The following is a 19,416-nucleotide window of genomic DNA, read 5'->3' on the forward strand; positions in this document are numbered from 1 at the left end:
CTCTTTTTGGGTAGTTAAAAAATCTACTCAATTGTTATTGTATAATCTTCCACTTCGCCATCCCCTATATAACCACAGGCTGAGAGGGGTTCACTGTTGTATTTCATGGCAATACGCATACGAGTGGTGCCTATTATTGCCGGAAGCGAGACTTGGTCAGTTAATTCCGTGCTGCCAGATAAGCCACTGAGCAGAGTTTCACCGTTATCATTGAAGTCGCCATCTTGGTTGAAATCAACCCAAACTTTCCAGTGTTCAGTGTAGGCCCCTTGAACAAATCCAGGAGTTAAAGTGATTGGCATGTTGCTGTTGGCATTCAAGGTGATGGTTTGTGTAGTGAAGTCACTATAGCCATTTAAACCACTTCCATTTGAGTGATTTTCAAAAGAATCAATGGTAATTTTCTTAATGTACTCATAATCGGTGCCACCACTGACATTGCAATATTGAGGTTCGGTATTGTCGGGATTTTTAGTGAGGGTAATATCATCGATAGTACTGCTACTTCGATTAATAAAGCGGATACGCATATCATTACCATTAACATCAAAACGCATCGCACCGTAATTACTGTTGTAGCGTTTTTGGCTGCCAGAGACGCAACAATTATCAAAACCGTACCTACCTCGTCCCCCTAATCCATTGACGAAATAATGTATACCATCGCGCTCTATACGTTCATAAGAGTGATCGTGTCCGCCTAGGACTATATCTGCCCCCCAGTCAGCATAATTGAGCTGCATAAAGCTGTTATTGCCGTGGGCACCACTAGAATAAGGGGGATGATGAAAGAACACGACTTTCCATGTGGCAGTGGAATTTCCTAATTCTGTTTGCAACCAAGTGATTTGGCTATTAGACAGTGAGTCACTGTTGATGGTGAAAAACTCAATGTTATCTTTAGTGAATTGATACTGGCTACCAGTACAAGGAAAAACATCATCGTAACCATTGGTACCGTTCCAATCATGATTACCAAAGGATGGATAAAAACGATTTTGAGTACAATTACTGCTAATATAGTGGCCATAGTAAGGCACGACAGAGACATTGTAATTATATTCGTAATCATTGTCACCGAGAGTGATAATAAATTCTGGATCCCAGCTGTCAATCAAATTGGCCACATCTGAGCGTTCAGAGCCACTGTCGCCGTAGTCACCTATGGCTGCAAAAGTCGTTGCCTGAACAGCATTTATATTGAACATGGAAGGAAAAGTGAAAGCGAGTAACGGTATTATTTTGTATAAGTGCATTCTATTTGTCTCCATTTATTATCTGGTGCTAAGTGATAGGGGTCCGAGGGCTTTCTAATACTTCGATATTATTCTTCAGTATAATGTCGAGTGAATCTTGGTTATTATTATAAGATTGACTGTAATTAAATTGATATTGTAATCAGGTTTTTAATAAACTAACCTAATACAATGTAAGACATAAAACTTATCATGAGAGTATGACATATTTATTAATCGATAATATTGTTTTTATGTGAAATCCATACAAAAGTGGAGTGTCATTACTGATTAAAAGTCAATTTTAGCATTTATAAAGCATTACCTTTTTATGATTTAGATAACTATAATAGTGCTTATTGGTTATTTTAGTCACATGTATACTTTTACTCTAGTACATTTGGTGAGTACCTTTAGTGTAATTTAAAATAGTCTTTATATGTTGTTTAATTAGAGAACAGATTAAATAATAGTAAATGTAAATTATTGACTAACTTCTATTGACAGAGCAAGCATATAAGGGAGTATAAGAATGAATGGTATGAAGGTAATGTCGTTAGTGTTAGGCTATTTTGTTGCTTGTGTTTTTTCCAGTGTAGTGATAGCGGATCATCACAAACCTAATCCCAATAGAATGGCTGGGAAAGGAGTGTACGCACAGCTATCTGTTGGAGCAAATTTTCAATCTAATCAAGATGTTTATTACAATGGAGATGTGACAGTAAGAGGGATAGGAGGTGGATTACAAATCACTTACGATCCGGGATTAAATGTTGGTGGAGCAGTAGGCTATCAAGTACATGAATGGCGAATGGCTTTCAGTATAGATCATTATAATAATGATATGAAAACATCACAAACTGGCACTTCATCTCTAGTAACGACTAAAAGCAGTGCAACAGCATATTTAGGTCATCTTTATTACGACTGGAAAATAAAGGAACTACCAATTAAACCTTTTATTGGTGTGGGGATGGGATTAATTGGTGTGAATATGGATATTAGTAACTATGTCTCGAAAGATGATTATGTGATGGCATATCAATTTACTCTCGGCTTTAGCTATGATATCAATCCAAAGCTAAAGTTGAGTGTAGAATATAAGCATCTTAATTCTAATGAATTGAGCTATGAGATACAAAATGATAGTGGTTATAAGGATTTTATGTATTACCAAGTTAATAGTTTTGGTATGAACATGAGCTATCGATTTTAAAATACGTAATCGAATGATTAAATTAATCACTTACAGAATGAACTTATAAAAGGATATTTATGAAATTATTTAAACAGATATTTTTACTTGCATTCTCTAGTTGTATATTTTTGTTTAGTAACTTAAGCGCTGTGCACGCTCATGGGCATAAAGGAGGAAGTGCTGAAGGGCAAGCAGCAGAGAATAATTTTCTTACTTTTAAAGTGGATTTATCGCCACGATTAGAAAAGCAGTTAGATGGAAAAGCTGTTGAGCCAAATACGCCTAAAGGGGCGATGGGAATGGCGGTATTGAGTTATGATATTGAAAAAGCAAATTTACACTTTTTTATTAGCTATGCTGGATTATCCGGAGAAGGGTTAGTAATGGCTCACTTTCATTCTAAAGACAAGCAAGGTAACCCTATTGTTCAAACGATTTGTGGGCAGCCAGAAAAACCAGGAATGGTGAAAGACTGGCCTAAAACCAAAGATAATCAAGGTCGAGAAGGGTTAACGAAAACATGTCCATCAGGTAATAGTGGTTATTTGAAAGGAAAGTGGGAACATATGGAGCCTAGTGCAATTGAAGAGTTAAAAACAGGGAAAATGAATATCAATTTGCATACAAAGCTTAATATGAAAGGTGAAATTGATGGATATATCACAGTGTTGAGTCAATAAACATAGCCGTAATTGCTTGCCTATTCTTAGGAAGAACGTCTGAATAGACAAGCAAGGGGTAAAGAGGTTTTGTAATAGTAAGCGGGTTATTCCAATTCTTTTTGTATTTTAGTCAACGCATGTTGAATGTCTTGCTTTCTTCCTTTATCGGCGAGTGGTCGAGTAGGTCGTGAAGGGGCATTGAGTGCTTTGTCTAAATAGTTTTTTGCTTGAGTATACTCATCCTCTTCCATCAAATATTGTGCATAAAAGTAATTACTATCAATGCCATTTGGATTAGCCTCGAGGCCTTTTTTAAGTAAGTGTTGTGCCTTGTCATCATCACCAAAGCCGATAGGCCAGCCAGGCACACGTAAATAAAGCATACCTAAGCTAGTGTAAGCAGAACCTTTCAGTGCTCGTGGGTCCAGTGAAAGGGCTTTTTCAAAATCAGCTTTTGCTGACTTTGCATATTTCAATGCACCGATACCGCCAGTGATCCCTGCATAAGTGGAATAAATGATCCCTCGCCAAATGTGAACACCTGCATCATCTGGAAATGTCATGACATCATTATCGGCTTTTTTCATCAGTGTCATGAAGGCGCTTTCTTGCGCATCGTCTTTTAACTGGTAGTTATCGACAGCCCATTGTTTTTGCAGTTCACTCACAGATTGCTGATTGGTTGCTGCCATTGTCATTGTTGAGAATAAACTGAAGATCATGATAACTAAGCTTGTACGAGTCGTGATGTATTTTTTCATTTTGGTGCTCCAGAAGTAGAAGGCGCCGTGAAACGACGGATAATGGGTAATTGCTTGAGTAGTGCTTTATCAACTAATTGAGGAAATAAACTGTTTAAACGTACAAAAAACTTTTCAGGCCAGCCTAAGTAGTAACTGTTGCAATGATTGCTTTTTAATTGACGAATTAAGCGTTGCGCGACGATGTTGGGATCATCGATTTTATTGTGAAGCGCTTGATTCATGGCTTGTGCTTTATCAGTATTGAGCTCAGTATTGGTGGCTCTTGGGGCAAAGTAGAGAACACGAATCGACGAGTCGGCAAGCTCACGTCGCAATGACTCAGTAAATCCCCGTAGACCAAATTTACTGCTGCAATAAAGTGTTGAGCCGGCATAGCCAATACTGCCGAGTATTGAACCTATGTTAACAATAACGGCTGATGATTGTTGACTGAAGAAGGGAATTAATCCTAGACAAAGTTGAATAGGGATCTGCAAATTGGCTCGCAGCATTGCTTCAACTTCTTGATCTGTTGATTGTGTTAATAAGCTGAGTTGGTTGACGCCTAAGCTGTTTATAAGCATGTTGCAGTCGAGTTGTTTAGCACGTATAAGCAATGCTTCTCGGCCTGCTCCCAGTGCTAAATCAGCACAGATAATATGATGATCTTCGCCCTTGAGTGTTTGACGTAAATTTTGTAATTTTGATTGATTACGGCCAGATAAAATCAATTGACAGCCTTGGGCATCCAAGGCGGTTGCAATGGCGGAGCCTATTCCACCAGAGGCGCCTGTTATAAGTATACGCTTTTCTTTTAATGTCATAATGTCATCTCTTATCACGTTGTTTAAGCAATATGCTTCACTTGCTCTGGTGAAAGCTCACGTAAGATATTTCCATATAAGTGATAAAAATGTTGGGCGGCATGAATAATGTGATCTTGCTCTTGTTCTTCCACAATTTGATCCATCAATTTTTCAAAGAATTGAATATGATCTTGATCTAATTTGCCATGTGAATACAAATAACTGAATGCTTGCTGAGGTAAGTCTAAATGCTGCTGTACTTTTTGAGCGGTGAGATCGGCAATTTGCACACTCGTGCCTTCTAATACCTGTACTAAGCCAAAAAATGTGAGAGGTGAAATGCGATTGATTGAATCATATGTGTAAGCAACCATTAGCTCGGTTGACATGTTAGGTCGACTATTACGGGCTTTTTCTTTATCGTATCCGCAAGCTTCAATATCATTTAAAATCCACTCTTGGTGACCTAACTCTTCTTCAATATATTCAGCTACCGCTTCTCGTAACCATTCTCTTGAGCCATTAATTTTAGCGCCTGTTGCCATGAGTAAAGGGGTGGTATGTTTGACATGATGATAAGCTTGCAATAAGAAAGCGACATAATCTTGCAAAGTGAAATTCTTAGTCATTGCACGATGAATGATAGGGGCTGACATGAGATAATTTTGACTTTGTTGGGTTTCTTTTTGTAATCGTTCATAAAATGACATAGGTTATCCTTAAATTTTCTTAAATTAAGTCTGAGAGTTGTTAGCGATATAAATGCTGTATTTCATGCTTGAATCGTTCAGTCACGCTGGGGCGGTGTAATCTTCCGTTAGGCGTAGTAAAGGGAAGCCAGTCAGTTTCATTCACTCTTAGCCAATGATGAATTTGGGCATAATCAGGTAGCTTTTGATTGACTTGATTAATCCAGTGTTGCAGTTGGGTTTGGGATATTTGTTCTGTGGCACTGATTAATGCCGATAAAGAGGCTTGCCCGTCGCCTAATACCATGCACTGAGTAATATTGGCTACCATGAGTTCTGATTCAATCCATTCTGGATTGACATTTCGCCCAAAACTTGTAATTAAGGTATTTTTAATGCGGCCATTGATGAATAAGTACCCATTTTCTATGTAGCCCGTATCACCTGTTAGTATTTTTCTGGGATACCAAGTGCTTGGATGGTGTAAATACCCTAAATGGCATGAGCCTCTAATGATGATTTCATTATTTTCAATACTAATATGATTATGTGGCATCACTTTTCCAACACTTTGAGGGTGATGGGCATCTAAGGTGTTTAATGCGGTAACGGAACCTGATTCTGATAAACCGTAACCTTGAAAAACGGGCAGTCCATATTCTTGCGCTAAATGGATGAGATCAGCAGAGACTTTTGCACCTCCAACAGCAATAAACATCAGTGAATCTGGGGCTTGCCAGCCTTTTTGGCAAGCTTGAATAAGGGCAGATAATAATTGAGGAAGAACAATAATGCTATTGGGCGATTTTTCGGTTAAATGAGATAAAAAAGTGTTGATGTTTAAACCTGAACTTAACGTCATTCCCCGTGTATTATCATCACTTAAATAGATACTCCCTCCAGTGAGTAGTGGAGCATAAATGCCTGCAATATTTTCCAATAATGTACTGAGTGGCAATAAACATAAATGTCGCATTTGAGTAAGTTGTGTATGTTCAGCTATTGATCCAGCCACTTTCCATTGGTGCTCTAGGCTGAGACACACTCCTTTAGGTGTACCAGTGGATCCCGATGTAAACGTGACTTTTTGAGTCCCTTTAGGGAAAGTGACTGCCACATTGGTATTGAATTGAAATACCCTTTGCTTATCGACTAATCCTATTGGTGACATGAGTGGTTTGACATGAACAAATAGAGATGGGATAGTCGCCTTCTCACTAAATAACAACTCGATACCTGTTTGCTCTATACATTGCTGAAGTTGGTGTTCAGTAAAAAATGTGGGTAAAGGAATACATATTATATTGGCTTCTTGACAGGCTAAATCAATGAGTACCCAATCAATTTGATTTTGTAGATGTAAACCGACAACATTCACATTTAACGATGTTAACCAATATTGTATTTTTTCAATTCGATGAGCTAATTGATGATAAGAAATAGTATTTTCACCATTAATTAATGCAGGGTGATTTAAAGGGTAGTCTTTCCCTATTTCCCGTAATTTATTAGAGACAGATAACATAATAATTTACCTAATTGGGTATAAGTTGAAATTTTTTAACTGATGGTACACATTAGACATATTATCTAGGTACTTTCTATTTATTTGGTTTAATAACTTTTCATTGTCAGAAAATATTTTTTTTAAGTCTGCAGCCATAACTTGTGGGTTATTTTTATAATATTCCCCCCAGTGAGATTGCTCTACATTTTGTTGAGCAAGGGAAATAGGAATAAGTGTTATATTTAATCTTTCTAGGAGTCGCTTTACTTCATCTGTAGCAGTAAAAATGATCCATTCATACTGAGCTTTATTGAGTAAACTTGTCATAAGACTAAAAAGAATGAGCCCTGAGCTATCATGAGAAGTTGCTAGATTACCAATTTCTATTATGGAATGGCGCTCAATAGGTTGCTGAGTCAATTCTGATAGGAGTGATTCAGCTGAAGACAAAAGATATTGTTCTAAATAGAAATGTTTGAAATATCCAGGAGTCAACCCAATGGTGGCCTGAAGGCTTTCTTTCAATGAGACTTCTAGTAAAATAGGCATAAAGTGATGAATATTCGCCTGATATACTTGGTTGAATCGTTGGTTGATATAACACTCTACTGTTCTTCTTTTTATTGTTGGATGAGTATGTATATCAAATTTGTGTTGTGATTCTTTTTTATTTCTTCGTTTGACAAATGAATGCTTAACTTTCTCATTGTAATATACTTGCATTGATTGTGATTTAGGCATGAATAACTCCTTTTATATTAAAATAAGTTTTATTTTTTGTTATTTAATCTTGTTATGTCTAATGACTATAATCAATTTATAGGTGGGTATATGTGTATTTAATATATGAGTATCTCCCACTTTTTATTGGTTTATAAATGAATATCGACAACAAGGCACGTTGTTAAATATAAAGTTTGTATTTGTATTTGTTATATATTATATCTATATTACCTATTAGGTTTTGATATATGATTTATGACTTAACATTTTACTTTTCATTGATAACCTTGCGTAAAAGAGTGTCAGTTTTTGTATGCTTATGTATATACTCAGTCTATTTATAATTAATAAAGTTCAAAAAAATTTTAATTAAAAGAAGTAAATTTGGATTTATATCATTTATATTTCACGCAATAATTCATTTTTTTGTTCATAAATTATACTTTTTTAAACATGAGAAGGTTGTTTGTGAATAATAATAATAATTAATTTCAATTTTTCTCTTTGCATTATAGAGAAATAAGAAATCATACCATTTTTTATTTTTCATTTATCTAATTGATATTTATTGGTTTTTTGTGTTAATGCTTATGAGGGTAATTATTATTCGTGTTTTGATCCATGAGTGGAAGCTGAAGGTGATAATAGTAAAAGTAAATTAAAATTCATTATATGTTTAAGTGAAAAATGTATGAAATAAAATTTTAATCGCATAAGAGATAAGCTATCTTTTCAGTTAAGCACAAGCTAAATGACAATGATATGGCAGAGTAGCGGAAGAGAAAGGCTAAAGGTGAGTGATTGTTTATTCATCAATACGTGTGATTGATATGCTCTGTTTGAGCCTATACTCGTTGGACTATCGTCATTTTGCTTAAATGAGTCTCAATAGACGGTAAGCCTATTGAGATTAATTCATTTTGGCTAGCTGAAAACTCAACAGGCTCTAGGTCATTTTATCAAGCATTAGGGACTACTGCCTAGCCACTCTATGATTATCAGAGGGGGTTTCAAAATCGCTGCGATAGGGGTTAATATCTAAACCACCACGACGAGTATAACGGGCGTAAACGGTTAACTTTGCACACTGACAAAAGCGTTTTAAATCGACAAAAATCCGCTCGACGCATTGTTCATGAAATTCATTGTGTTCACGAAATGAAATCAAATAGCGTAGTAGTTTTTCTCTATCGATTTTAGGCCCCTGGTAACGGATCATGACACTGCCCCAGTCTGGTTGGCTGGTGATCAAGCAATTAGATTTTAATAAATTTGAATTGAGTGTTTCAGCGACTATGGTTTTTTCATCGGTACTGTTTTGAAGATACTCTGGATTAAAGTCATAGTTGTCGACTTCGATATCTAAATGATCAATACAGGTGCCGGGAAGATTGATGATCCGTTGATTTGAAAAGAGTCTAGGTTCAATAATCGTCACACTAACATTACTTTTTGCGCAGTCGCTAAGATCCCGAATTAAGGTATCGCGAACGGTGGCCACGTTGTCAAAATGCGTTTGGTTAAAACTGTTGAGGTACAGTTTAAAGGATTTTGACTCAACAAGGTTATCACTATCAAAAGGTATTGAAAATTCAGCAATGGCGACCATAGGCTTGCCTTTGGCATTAAGCCAAGATAATTCATAGCCAGTCCAGATATCGCTACCATGAAAAGGCAAGTTATCTGCACTGAGCGCTATGGTATCTCGGTTTAATTTTCGAGGTACACCTTGTAAAAGGCTGGGGTTGTATTTAGATTGGTATTCGCTTGCTTTACCGAGTGTCAGCTCTGAAAGTTCATGAGCATCACCATAGGGATCATGATCTTGTGTCATCAATACAATTTCCGTGTCAAAATAGGCCACCATTATAACTGATTTTGGAATGATCCTCAGTGTCTTCTTTACCCGCATTAACAAATTTTTTAAAACGCTATCAAGAGACCTATCAAGAACAATGTGATGAGTTTCCCCGTTTTTATGCTCAAGGGGAAGAGTCCGTTTGTATCGTGCAAGAAACGGGGCTGGCTAAAAATAAGCCAGTTCAATGGGTTAGTGCAGTAAGAGAAGAGGTGGATAATTTTGATAATGTTGCCAGTGCACTGGATATCACCTTGCATTCTGATATTAATGGATTGTATGGTCATTTTTTTTCTGGCCCATTAATGTTTAATTCTCAATGGGGAGCAGGAGAAGTTTTACAGCCGTGGAACCAAAATGACTTTGAATGTTTACAGCAAAATATCATTGGCCATCTAATGATGAAGAAAAAGTTAAAACAACCGTTAACTTGGTTTATTGGCGTCATGGAAGAGGATGACACTATGATCACAGTCAATAATGAAACGGGCAGCGTATGGATAGAAAAACCCGGGGAGGTGCAATCCATCCAGCTGGCCAGTAGTGTTAATGATTTTTTGAGTCAATTAACGCCTAGAGTGACGACCGCTAAAATGTATGATGAATTAGACGTTGGCTTAGACGGCGCGGCGGATCATCCTGGGATTTGGCAACGCCTGAAAATCATGTATCAGCACTTACGTGGCCATTTTGGAGGCAAATAGGTTCATAAGTGATCCCATGAGATATTAGAGACAATACGACAGTTATCGCATTTAAAGTGAAAGAGATCTAACAGGGGCGTATCGACTCGCCAATCTGGATTGCCGCAACGGGGACAAGGTCGATTCATTTCCGCTTTTAAGCTATCGCCCCCAACGCGATATAAGTAGTAATAAGTGGGAATTTGAGTGAGATATTCAATTCTTCCTCTAATATCCCAACCTCGCCTGAATAAATCACTTTGATGGTGGGTTAGCTCATTTAAGCTGGCAAATTCAGCTTTGCAGCCTGCAGCCATTTGCAGCTCGTCGCAAGCCTGCCATTCTGTTTGCCAGCGGATAATGCGTTTATGATCGCCATTAAAAGTGGCTGGAATATGATAAAGCGGAATGGGCTGTAATGTATCACCACTGCGAAGGGGGGAGCACATGTGTACATAGCTGGTGTAAATGATTTGCCAAGAAGGTACTTCGGTGCAACTGACTTCAGAATTAATATCTTGGCCAATATACTTCTCTCTAGGCGCCAGCAGTTTTGCCTCTGTGAGTGCCGACAAGGCTTGTTTGACCCAAGGGCTATGGTATTTATGACTGAGACTGTTTTTTTCTGGCATTAATAGCCGGACTTTAAATTCTCCTTCGTTAAAGGCTACCGCAAATTCTCGGCCTAATATTTGCCCATTAGCGCGCAGTGCTTCCAGTAGGTGATTGATGGCTTTTTCTGCCGCAGTGAGCGTGGTGTCAGCAAAGCATTCAAACCTGAGTTCCATAACTTGCATGGGTCATGTTTCCTGTTAAGTATTGATGGTGGCCCAATGGGCTATTGCATGCTTATAGTATGTTTATTGATTATTAAGTGCTTTTGGATTTATTTGTTGTTTTCTAGCTGAGCCACTTTCTTTTTTAGCATCGCGTGTTCTTGAGTTAACGCATCGAGTCTTTGTGTCAGCACTGAGATGTATTGCTGTAACTGAGTCATCATTGCTTGTGTTTGCACTGAGGTGGGGTTATCAATGTCTGTTTGTACATCGGCTATATCTTTTTTATTTTTATCTTCTTTTAACGCCAGAATATCTTGAGATAATACGTGTTTTTCTTGCTCTGTCATGGCTTTATATTGCTGTAAGCCTTGAATAAGCACAGGCATCGGATATTGGGTACCAAGTTGACGTTTAATTAACGCTAAACTGGGTGGTTTTCCGCTACTGACAATAGCATGTGCGGTAGTAATGATGGTGTCTAGCGGACTCATGGCGTTCTCGGTAAGTAAGGCTTATGTTGAATATACTCAAATATTAACATGTTTAATTCGATTTTATAAACGGCCTTTTTTTGAATTTATTTCTAAAGTTTTTTAAAAGTGGCCGAGATATTGCTAATTCATTAAATCGCCGTAAATAGCCACAAACCGCGACTAAGGTGTCAATTTTTTGTCGCTTATAGTCTATAGAGCCTGCTATCGCTGAAAGGAATAGTTTAAAGCTCTGTTGTATTGATAAAGAGTCAAGTGGTTTGGGTATATTAAGGAAAGAATATGCAATTGAATAGCAATCCATTATTCCAAGAAATGCAAGCTCTGAATGAGAAACTGGGCAGTGCCAGCACTGCCAATGAAATAGAAAAAGCCAGTGTTCTGCCAAATATGACTCAGTCAGTGCAAAATACGGCTGGGAGCGACTTTGGACAGTTACTCACTCAAGCCATAGGTAACGTCAATAGTTTGCAGTCCAATGCGGGTCAAATGTCCAAGAAGTTGGATATGGGCGATCCCAGCGTCACTTTAACGGATACCGTTATCGCACGAGAAAAAGCCGGTGTGGCGTTTGAAGCAACAGTACAAGTCAGAAATAAGTTAGTGGATGCTTACAAAGAAATTATGAGCATGCCCGTTTAATGGATGTTGAGGATAAAAAGCGATTGTGAGTAACGATATCGTGGCAAATAATGATCCCGCTTTAACCGCCAGCAATCAAGGGCGTGAGTCGACAGTCGACAAAGCAGGCTTTTTGAATAGTCTGGGTGGCAGTGATGTGTTAAAGCAAATGACGATGATTTTAGCGTTGGCGATTTGTTTTGCTTTAGCCGTTGCCATTTTATTTTGGGCCCAAGAGAGTGAATTTCGCCCATTAGGCAAAATGACCACAGAAGAAATGATCCCGATTCTTGATGAATTGGATAAACAAAATATTGAATATAAAATCCAAGGTGATTTAGTCAAGGTGCCAGAGGAGCAATATCAAGATGTCAAATTGCTTTTAAGTCGTGCGGGTATCGATAATACCAGTGAAAATGAAGACTTTTTAAATCAAGACAGTGGATTCGGTGTCAGTCAGCGTATGGAGCGAGCAAGGCTGAAATACAGCCAAGAACTCAATTTGGCTCGCGCCATTGAGGCGCTTAAAAATGTCGATAAAGCCAAAGTGATTTTAGCACTGCCAAAAGAAAATGTCTTTGCCAGAAATCGGGCCAAACCCAGTGCAACGGTCGTGATAAGTACCCGTAAACGCCAGCTTGGACAAGAAGAAATCGATGCTGTCGTTGATATTGTCGCTTCTGCCGTCCATGATCTCACTCCCACAAAAGTGACCGTGACCGATGCAAATGGTCGTTTATTAAATTCAGGAAGCCAAGACGGGGCATCAGCCAGAGCCCGTCGAGAGCAAGAACTCGTACAACAAAAAGAAGCTGAATATCGGCATAAAATTGAATCCATTTTAATGCCTATTTTAGGGCCTGAAAATTTTACCTCTCAAGTGGATGTCACCATGGACTTCACTGCGGTTGAGCAAACGGCAAAGCGCTATAACCCTCAACAATCTTCTTTACGCAGTGAAATGACGGTTGAAAATAATACCTTAGGGGGAATAAATGGCGGGATCCCAGGTGCATTGTCAAATCAACCTCCCATGGACTCGCAAATTCCTGAGGAGGCAGATCAATTTGATAATACAGTAAACCAAACGGGCACCACTCACAAAGAAGCGACCCGCAATTTTGAACTCGACAGCACTATTAGCCACACTCGGCAACAAGTGGGCATATTAAACCGTGTGAGTGTATCTGTCGCCATTGATTTTAAAACGGGGCAATCCCTTGAAGATGGCAGTGTCAACCGCGTACCAAGAACGGATGCTGAGCTTGCGAGTATTCGGCGTTTATTAGAGGGGGCTATAGGTTTTAATGCTCAGCGCGGCGATCTTATCGAAGTGGTCAGTGTGCCTTTTTTAAATCAATTAATGGTAGACCCACTTGAACAGCCTTTGTGGGAACAGCCCTGGTTTTGGCGTGGAATGAAACTACTGCTAGGTGCCTTAGTGGTCTTGGTCCTTATTTTGGCTGTTATTCGACCTATGCTGAAACGGCTAGTGTATCCAAATGAGACGCTACTGGTTGAGGATAAGCCAAAAGAGGATGAGCTTGCAGAAATAGAAGATCAATATGCAGCAGATACCTTAGGCATGTTAGAGAAGCCCGATGCTCAATACAGTTATGCTGACGATGGTTCCATTCTTATTCCGGATCTGCATAAAGATGATGACATGATAAAAGCCATTCGCGCCATTGTGGCCAATGAACCTGAATTATCGACTCAAGTCGTGAAAAACTGGCTATTAAACGATGAGTAATGATGTGACGACAGAGATGAAAAGCAGTGATGATATTAGTCTGCTGACCGGTATTGAAAAAACGGCGATTTTATTGCTGAGTTTGAGTGAAGCCGATGCCGCGTCGATTTTAAAGCATTTAGAGCCTAAGCAAGTTCAAAAAGTCGGTATGGCGATGGCGAGTATGGAAGATTTTGGTCAAGAAAAAGTGATTGGCGTGCACAAATTGTTTCTTGATGATATTCAAAAATACTCATCCATTGGCTTTAACAGTGAAGAATTTGTGCGTAAAGCATTAACTGCTGCGCTTGGGGAAGATAAAGCGGGTAATTTGATTGATCAAATTATTATGGGCAGTGGAGCCAAAGGGCTTGATTCACTCAAATGGATGGATGCGCGTCAAGTGGCGACCATTATTCAAAATGAACATCCGCAAATACAAACCATAGTCTTGTCTTATCTTGACCCCGATCAAGCCGCAGAGATCTTTGCACAATTTCCTGAAAATACCCGTTTAGATTTAATGATGCGCATAGCCAACCTTGAAGAGGTGCAGCCCGCCGCGCTGCAAGAGCTGAATGATATTATGGAAAAACAGTTTGCCGGACAAGGTGGTGCACAAGCGGCCAAAATGGGAGGGTTAAAAGCGGCGGCCAGTATTATGAATTACTTAGATACTGGTGTGGAAAGTCATTTGATGAGTACCATGCGTGAAGCCGACGAGGAAATGGCGCAGCAGATCCAAGATCTCATGTTTGTTTTTGAAAATCTGAATATTGTTGATGACATGGGGATCCAAGTTTTACTCAGAGAAGTGCAGCAGGATGTATTGTTAAAAGCATTGAAAGGAGCGGATGATCAGCTCAGAGATAAAATGCTCAATAATATGTCTAAACGTGCGGCAGAGTTGTTACGGGATGACTTAGACGCCATGGGCCCGATACGAATAAGCGAAGTCGAAGTTGCGCAAAAAGAGATTTTATCCATTGCACGGCGTTTAAGTGAAAGTGGAGAGCTTATGCTGGCAGGTGGTGGTAATGATGAGTATTTATAGACGCTTGTGTTAATCAGGTTGTCAAGTCTGCTTGTGTCTAAAGTAGGGGGTCAAGAGAGGTTTCAATGTCATCAAATGATGTGTTTAATAGTGAATTTAGTCATTGGGAACTGCCCGATGTGACTTTATGCAATGATGAAGACGTTGCTGATATTTTTGGTCGTCAAGCTTCCCCAGTATCAACAAGAGTGCCAACAGATCTGGACACTGAGTCGAATGAGCAAGAAGAAAGCATACTGCCACCAACCTTAAGCGAAATTGAAGCCATTCAACAAGATGCTCAGCAAGCGGGTTTTGAGCATGGTAAGGCGCAAGGTTTTGGCGAAGGGTTAGAAAAAGGGCGATTGACTGGCCTTGAGCAAGGGCATAAAGAGGGCTTTGTTCAAGGCGAAGCGCAAGGTTATGAAGAGGGTATGAAACAGGCCCAAGCCAAAATGGCGCAGTTTGATGCCTTATTATCACAATTTACTCAGCCGTTGGCCTTACTGGATCTTGAGATTGAAGGGCAATTAATCAGCTTAGTGAAGCAATTAGCCGAAGGGGTGATAATGCATGAGCTCACCTTGGCGCAAGAGCATATTGTCCATGTGCTTCGCCACGGTCTCGATGCTCTGCCTATTAAAAAACAACAGATCACCATACGGGTGAACCCTATCGATGGCGACGTTATTCGTCAGTTATATCAAAATAATGAGCAAGCCAGTCAAGGCTGGCACATTGAAGACGATCCCAGTGTGTCTCAAGGCGGACTCATGATGCGCTGTGAACCCAGTGAACTCGACTTGAGTGTTGAAAACCGTTTAAAGGCGGTGTTTAGTGAGTGGGAACAGGCGCAAAAGGCGTTGAGATTAAAAAAAGAACAGCAAGCACAGCAAAGTGCTGTACTGGCCAATGAAATCAATGACAGCGATTTTGCCATTACTCATCCTAGCACCAGTGTTATTTCAAATACCGAAGAGAGTGAACTGTGAGTCAACTCTCTACTCGTGCCAATCATTTACTTCAGTCATTAAAAATCTATCAAGGTAAGGTGCCAAACTTTATTGCACAAGCCAGTGGTCAACTCATTCGCGTGGTCGGGCTCACATTAGAGGCAAGCGGTTGCCGCGCGCCGATAGGTAGCTTATGCGGGATTGAAACACTATATGGTGAGTTGATGGCTGAAGTCATCGGCTTTAATGAAGGCGTATTGTACTTAATGCCGGTGGAAGAATTACGAGGGGTGTTACCTGGCGCGCGCGTCACACCTATTGGCGAGCAAGAGAGTCTAAATGTCGGGATTGAATTATTAGGACGAGTACTCGATGGCAATGGTCAGGCAATTGATGATTTAGGGCCGTTGAATACGCAATATAAAGCGCCTTTGCATATGAATACTATTAACCCATTGTCACGCCGCGCTATTAGCGAACCATTAGATGTGGGTGTGCGGGCCATTAATGCCATGTTGACTGTGGGTAAAGGTCAACGAATGGGGCTTTTTGCAGGCTCTGGGGTGGGTAAGAGTGTGCTCTTAGGCATGATGACCAAAGGTGCTAATGTCGACATTATTGTGGTGGCATTAGTCGGAGAGCGTGGTCGTGAAGTTAAAGAGTTCATTGAAGAGATTTTAGGTGAACAAGGACGGGCACGCTCGGTTGTTGTGGCTGCGCCTGCCGATACGTCTCCTTTGATGCGACTTCGTGCCTGCGAAACCGCTACCCGTATTGCAGAATATTTTAGGGATCAAGGTTTTAGTGTTTTGTTATTAATGGATAGCCTGACCCGTTATGCTCAGGCGCAGCGTGAAATGGCCTTGGCTATTGGCGAGCCGCCCGCAACGAAAGGTTATCCGCCTTCTGTTTTTGCAAAACTGCCCAAATTAGTTGAGCGAGCCGGTAATGGTGGCGGTCAACAAGGTGCCATTACTGCATTTTATACGGTATTAACCGAAGGGGATGATTTACAAGATCCCATTAGTGACGCTTCTCGTGCCATCTTAGATGGACACATAGTCTTGTCCCGCGCCTTATCCGATAGTGGTCATTATCCTGCCATTGATATTGAAGCATCCATTAGCCGAGTGGCGCCTATGGTGATAAGTCATGAGCATTTAGAGAGTATGCGTAAAGTGAAACAAGTGTATTCTGCTTATCAGCAAAATAAGGACTTGATCGCGATTGGGGCCTATAGTCAAGGCAGCGATCCTCGAGTGGATAATGCCATTCGCTTACAACCCGCGATGAATGCCTTTTTAAGACAAAATATGAATGATCCCATTAATTTCGAAAGCAGTGCTTTGATGCTGTCGCAAATTGCAGCGCAATGTAAAGTCTAGAGCCTGTTGAACTTTGGTGATGATTTCTGCAGTAGTTTGTGGGTTCTTTATACAAGGCAGAGCTTGTGTGGTGTAGTTATTCTACATAAACAAGCGATAACGCCGTAGAAAGGAGCCACAAACGCTGTCCGTAGGATCCGGCTAAACGTGTTTTACTCTTTGTTGGGAGAAATTTGCTTAGATCACTAGGCGTCATCCCTCCCGTCGCGATTAAAACACGTTTATCTCGGGCATAATTTAACCACCAAAGATCAACAGGCCCTATTGAGTTGTTTAAGGATGTATGAATGAAAGCAAAGCCGTTAGAAAAAGTCTTAACATTAGCCTTTGAAGCCGAAGAACAAGCGCGATTACAACTTAAAAATGCCCAATATGAGTGGCAAAAACAGCAAGATCAGCTTAATGCATTGCAAGAATACCGCCTTGATTACATGAAACAAATGGAAAGTAAGCAAGGTGAAACCATTACTGCCAGCCAATATCATCAATTTCACCAGTTCGTTAAACAAATAGATGATGCCATTAGCAATCAGCTTAAGGCGGTAAACGAAACAGCATCGATGAAGCAACACAGGCAAAGTCATTGGCAGACTTGCCAGCAAAAGCATCAAGCAGTTGGTATTTTATTAGCAAATAAAGCACGAAAAGCGCAACAAAAAGCCAACGTATACGAGCAAAAGATGACGGATGAATTTGCGATGCAGCAATTTTATCGACGCAGCCACTAAAAGTGAGCGGGGGTCAGTATTTGTCTGGGGGAAGCATTTGTTTACAAAGCTAAGGAGACTTGGCATTAGACTTGCTTCTATGATTTTCTGGGTCTTTTTTGTAAGTGCTAAGTGTCAGGTAAGCCGATAATTTGACGTTTATCGCAAAATAAGCGGCTTTATGTCGAGTATTAATATTAAAGGCCGTTAATGCCTTGATTGAGGAAGTGATGCCACAAATGATGAATGTGAATACAAAAGGATTAGAGCCCAGAGGGGCAATAGGCTCAGTGGCATCGAATACGCATAAAAATGCTGATTTTTCTTCCCGTTTATCCTCTGCAATAGACAATGGAGCAATGGCCAATACACCTTTTTCAGCCAAATTGACTGCTCTTGATGCCAGCAGTGCTACCCACCCTCAAGCTGCTAATCGCCATGTGAGCGAAACGAACGTTAATGCGCAATCCACAGCAATAAACAGTCAAGGTGACGTTGAAGGCAAAAACGGACAGGCCGATATCGATGAAAAGCTGATTGAAGGTCAAAAGGTTGAAAAAGAAAATGTTGAAGAAAACAAAGGTGAAGAAGAGAGTGTTGCAGCAGACCAAAAAGCCCAAGCGCAAGTCACGCAGATTTTGTCTCAGTTAGCTTTAGCGAGTCAATTAAATGAAGGCCTTGATACCAATTCACTTAATACCAATTCACTTAATATCAATACGGCAAAACAAGAAAAGGTGAATGGTTTTAAGTTTAATGTAGATTCAACACAGAAGGCAATGCGCGTCAATGCACAAGGGCAATGGCACAGTGCAGAGATGCTTGATGTGGGTGAGCAAGGTAAACAAAGCTTAGCTGATGAAAATAAGGCGTCATTCGCGTTACCCTCGGCGATGGCGAGTACCGATCTAGCCGACAGTTCAGGTGAAAATAGCAGTGGATTATTGAATGCGAATAGTCGGTTAAAGGATGAGCTCAGTGTGTCTCAGACAATCCTGAATATTGGCGAGGGCAATAAGCACTTGATTGAAGGGGCGCCAAGACAATCCCGCTCTCATTTGAATACCGATGCACCGCAGGTTTTATCACTAAAAGCCTCCAATGAGCTGCTGCCTTCTATGCACAATATGATTATGCGCTTTTCGCCTGTTATGCAACAACAATTAATCACTATGGTGAGTCAAGGTATCCAGCAAGCGGAGATCAGGCTTGATCCTGCTGAGCTTGGACAAATGATGGTGAAAATTCAAGTACAAGGTGATACCACGCAAGTGGAATTTCAAGTCACCCAAGCTCAAACACGTGATCTTATTGAGCAAGCATTGCCGCGCTTAAAAGATATGTTAGCAGAGCAAGGCATGCAGCTCAGTGATGGTCAAGTCTCTTATCAAGACTCTTATGAAAAGAATGGAAGCGATCAACAGCAAAGGGATGAACACACATTTTCCGCACAAGATTTAGCACAGCGTGATCCAGAAGCCTCCTTTGAGAAAGAGAATGATAATGAACCATGGGGCGAGGCCTTTGAATACGGGATTGATTATTACGCCTAAAGCGTGCGGGAAAGCATGTTAGTTTGGTCGAATAAAAACGGCGTCAAATGTGAGTTAA

19 protein-coding genes are annotated in these 19,416 nt (G+C 40.1%); 10 read left to right on the forward strand and 9 right to left on the reverse strand.

Annotated elements, in window-relative coordinates; genetic code table 11:
• Window positions 1–23 precede the first annotated feature (23 nt).
• Window positions 24–1,256, reverse strand: a complete 1,233-nt coding sequence (locus Q0779_RS01770; RefSeq protein WP_298768873.1) for a GEVED domain-containing protein — start codon at window positions 1,254–1,256, stop codon at window positions 24–26.
• 511 nt (window positions 1,257–1,767) lie between these two features.
• On the opposite strand from Q0779_RS01770, the gene Q0779_RS01775 reads away from it, so the two are divergent.
• Together Q0779_RS01775 and Q0779_RS01780 are read left to right on the forward strand one after the other, a co-directional pair.
• A complete protein-coding gene (locus Q0779_RS01775; RefSeq protein WP_298768875.1) occupies window positions 1,768–2,451 on the forward strand; it encodes an outer membrane beta-barrel protein in 684 nt (227 codons plus the stop codon).
• Between the two features lie 59 nt (window positions 2,452–2,510).
• Entirely contained in the window at window positions 2,511–3,113 is a 603-nt protein-coding gene (locus Q0779_RS01780) for a CHRD domain-containing protein (protein WP_298768877.1), read from the forward strand.
• Between the two features lie 86 nt (window positions 3,114–3,199).
• On the opposite strand, the gene Q0779_RS01785 is transcribed toward Q0779_RS01780, so the two are convergent.
• The 6 genes from Q0779_RS01785 to queF form a co-directional block, all read right to left on the reverse strand.
• Complete coding sequence (locus tag Q0779_RS01785; RefSeq protein ID WP_298768878.1) at window positions 3,200–3,856, reverse strand: hypothetical protein; 657 nt, start codon at window positions 3,854–3,856, stop codon at window positions 3,200–3,202.
• Window positions 3,853–4,662, reverse strand: coding sequence for an SDR family oxidoreductase (locus tag Q0779_RS01790; protein ID WP_298768880.1), 810 nt, complete (start codon window positions 4,660–4,662; stop codon window positions 3,853–3,855). The genes Q0779_RS01785 and Q0779_RS01790 overlap by 4 nt, the downstream gene beginning before the upstream one ends.
• Before the next feature lie 23 nt (window positions 4,663–4,685).
• The gene (locus tag Q0779_RS01795; protein WP_298768882.1) at window positions 4,686–5,354 is read right to left on the reverse strand and encodes an iron-containing redox enzyme family protein; all 669 of its coding nucleotides are present in this window, start codon (window positions 5,352–5,354) and stop codon (window positions 4,686–4,688) included.
• Window positions 5,355–5,394: 40 nt separating this feature from the next.
• Window positions 5,395–6,858: an AMP-binding protein gene (locus tag Q0779_RS01800; protein ID WP_298768884.1), complete on the reverse strand. Its 1,464-nt coding sequence runs from the start codon at window positions 6,856–6,858 to the stop codon at window positions 5,395–5,397.
• A gap of 6 nt (window positions 6,859–6,864) precedes the next feature.
• Window positions 6,865–7,581 carry a thermostable hemolysin gene (locus Q0779_RS01805; protein ID WP_298768886.1) on the reverse strand — a complete coding sequence of 239 codons (717 nt, stop codon included), beginning with the start codon at window positions 7,579–7,581 and terminating at the stop codon, window positions 6,865–6,867.
• A 955-nt stretch (window positions 7,582–8,536) separates the two neighbouring features.
• Complete coding sequence (gene queF / locus Q0779_RS01810) at window positions 8,537–9,397, reverse strand: NADPH-dependent 7-cyano-7-deazaguanine reductase QueF (RefSeq protein WP_298768888.1); 861 nt, start codon at window positions 9,395–9,397, stop codon at window positions 8,537–8,539.
• A 59-nt stretch (window positions 9,398–9,456) separates the two neighbouring features.
• Between queF and syd the strand changes: the two genes are divergently transcribed.
• Complete coding sequence (gene syd / locus Q0779_RS01815) at window positions 9,457–10,125, forward strand: SecY-interacting protein (protein WP_298768890.1); 669 nt, start codon at window positions 9,457–9,459, stop codon at window positions 10,123–10,125.
• Window positions 10,126–10,127: 2 nt separating this feature from the next.
• On the opposite strand, the gene Q0779_RS01820 is transcribed toward syd, so the two are convergent.
• Both Q0779_RS01820 and Q0779_RS01825 read right to left on the reverse strand, forming a co-directional pair.
• On the reverse strand, window positions 10,128–10,901 hold the full coding sequence (locus tag Q0779_RS01820) for a Zn-ribbon-containing protein (protein WP_298768892.1): 774 nt from the start codon (window positions 10,899–10,901) through the stop codon (window positions 10,128–10,130).
• Window positions 10,902–10,990: 89 nt separating this feature from the next.
• Window positions 10,991–11,374, reverse strand: coding sequence for a hypothetical protein (locus Q0779_RS01825; protein ID WP_298768894.1), 384 nt, complete (start codon window positions 11,372–11,374; stop codon window positions 10,991–10,993).
• A 282-nt stretch (window positions 11,375–11,656) separates the two neighbouring features.
• Here Q0779_RS01825 and fliE point away from each other — a divergent pair, with 282 nt between their 5' ends.
• The 7 genes from fliE to Q0779_RS01860 all read left to right on the forward strand — a co-directional run bounded on the left by fliE (window position 11,657) and on the right by Q0779_RS01860 (window position 19,358).
• Window positions 11,657–12,016, forward strand: coding sequence for a flagellar hook-basal body complex protein FliE (fliE, locus tag Q0779_RS01830; RefSeq protein WP_298768895.1), 360 nt, complete (start codon window positions 11,657–11,659; stop codon window positions 12,014–12,016).
• 40 nt (window positions 12,017–12,056) lie between these two features.
• Complete coding sequence (gene fliF / locus Q0779_RS01835) at window positions 12,057–13,748, forward strand: flagellar basal-body MS-ring/collar protein FliF (RefSeq protein WP_298769249.1); 1,692 nt, start codon at window positions 12,057–12,059, stop codon at window positions 13,746–13,748.
• A complete protein-coding gene (fliG, locus tag Q0779_RS01840; RefSeq protein ID WP_298768896.1) occupies window positions 13,741–14,781 on the forward strand; it encodes a flagellar motor switch protein FliG in 1,041 nt (346 codons plus the stop codon). Before fliF ends, fliG begins: the two co-directional genes overlap by 8 nt.
• 65 nt (window positions 14,782–14,846) lie before the next feature.
• Entirely contained in the window at window positions 14,847–15,752 is a 906-nt protein-coding gene (locus tag Q0779_RS01845; protein ID WP_298768897.1) for a flagellar assembly protein FliH, read from the forward strand.
• Window positions 15,753–15,796: 44 nt separating this feature from the next.
• Complete coding sequence (fliI, locus tag Q0779_RS01850; protein ID WP_298769251.1) at window positions 15,797–17,098, forward strand: flagellar protein export ATPase FliI; 1,302 nt, start codon at window positions 15,797–15,799, stop codon at window positions 17,096–17,098.
• Between the two features lie 287 nt (window positions 17,099–17,385).
• Window positions 17,386–17,826 (forward strand): flagellar export protein FliJ, encoded by a 441-nt coding sequence (gene fliJ, locus Q0779_RS01855; RefSeq protein ID WP_298768899.1) that lies wholly within the window; start codon window positions 17,386–17,388, stop codon window positions 17,824–17,826.
• 209 nt (window positions 17,827–18,035) lie between these two features.
• Window positions 18,036–19,358 carry a flagellar hook-length control protein FliK gene (locus Q0779_RS01860; RefSeq protein WP_298768901.1) on the forward strand — a complete coding sequence of 441 codons (1,323 nt, stop codon included), beginning with the start codon at window positions 18,036–18,038 and terminating at the stop codon, window positions 19,356–19,358.
• Window positions 19,359–19,416: the final 58 nt, after the last annotated feature.

This window comes from uncultured Shewanella sp., assembly GCF_947491715.1.
Lineage (GTDB): Bacteria > Pseudomonadota > Gammaproteobacteria > Enterobacterales > Shewanellaceae > Shewanella.